The 1,277-nt window shown below is 54.4% G+C and carries 1 protein-coding gene; it reads left to right on the top strand.

Annotation, left to right across the window (positions count from 1 at the left end; translation table 11 throughout):
• Positions 1–1,277, top strand: a 1,277-nt coding sequence (traD, locus tag BHE89_RS17560; RefSeq protein WP_128860678.1) for a conjugative transfer system coupling protein TraD, incomplete at both ends; no start/stop codon positions are given.

Genomic DNA, 1,277 nt, shown 5'->3' with positions numbered 1-1,277 from the left:
GGGGCATTCGCTGATCGTTGGGACCACCGGCTCGGGCAAGACCCGTATGTTCGACATCCTGATTTCACAGGCCATTCTGCGTGGGGAAGCCGTGATCATCATAGACCCGAAAGGGGATAAGGAGATGCGGGACAATGCCCGACGTGCCTGTGAAGCTATGGGGCAGCCGGAAAGATTCGTCTCATTTCATCCAGCATTCCCGGAAGAGTCGGTGCGTATCGACCCTCTGCGTAACTTCACCCGCGTGACTGAAATCGCAAGTCGTTTGGCAGCGTTGATCCCGTCCGAAGCAGGGGCCGACCCGTTCAAATCATTTGGATGGCAGGCACTGAACAACATCGCTCAGGGCTTGGTCATCACTCATGATCGTCCCAACCTGACAAAGCTCCGCCGATTCCTTGAAGGTGGCGCTGCTGGCTTGGTCATCAAGGCCGTTCAGGCTTACTCAGAGCGAGTTATGCCCGACTGGGAGGCAGAAGCAGCGGCTTACTTGGAAAAAGTCAAAAACGGTTCGCGTGAGAAGATCGCTTTCGCGTTGATGAAGTTCTACTACGACATCATCCAACCTGAGCACCCGAACTCTGACCTGGAAGGCTTGCTGTCGATGTTCCAGCACGACCAAACCCACTTCTCCAAGATGGTGGCGAACCTCCTGCCGATCATGAATATGCTGACGTCCGGGGAGCTAGGCCCTCTGCTGTCTCCAGACTCATCTGATCTGAGCGACGAACGCCAGATCACCGATTCCGCAAAAATCATCAACAACGCTCAAGTTGCTTATCTGGGGCTCGACTCCCTGACCGACAACATGGTTGGTAGTGCTATGGGGTCCATCTTCCTGTCAGACCTGACAGCGGTTGCCGGTGACAGATACAACTACGGCGTCAACAACAGACCCGTAAATATCTTTGTTGATGAGGCTGCCGAGGTGATCAACGACCCGTTCATCCAGCTCCTGAACAAAGGTCGCGGTGCGAAACTTCGTCTTTTCGTTGCAACTCAGACTTTTGCTGACTTCGCAGCTCGACTGGGTAGCAAAGACAAAGCGCTCCAGGTGTTGGGGAACATCAACAACACGTTTGCTCTGCGTATCGTCGATGGTGAAACCCAGGAGTATATCGCGGATAACCTGCCGAAGACCCGGCTCAAGTACGTCATGCGGACTCAAGGCCAGAACTCGGATGGCAAGGAGCCCATTATGCACGGAGGCAACCAAGGCGAGCGTTTGATGGAGGAGGAAGCTGATCTGTTCCCAGCCCAGTTATTGGGAATGCTTC

Source organism: Shigella sp. FC1967 (assembly GCF_001743005.1).
GTDB lineage: Bacteria > Pseudomonadota > Gammaproteobacteria > Enterobacterales > Enterobacteriaceae > Proteus.
Note: the sequence above shows the minus strand (reverse complement) of the source record. Positions and strands in the feature narration are given on the sequence as shown.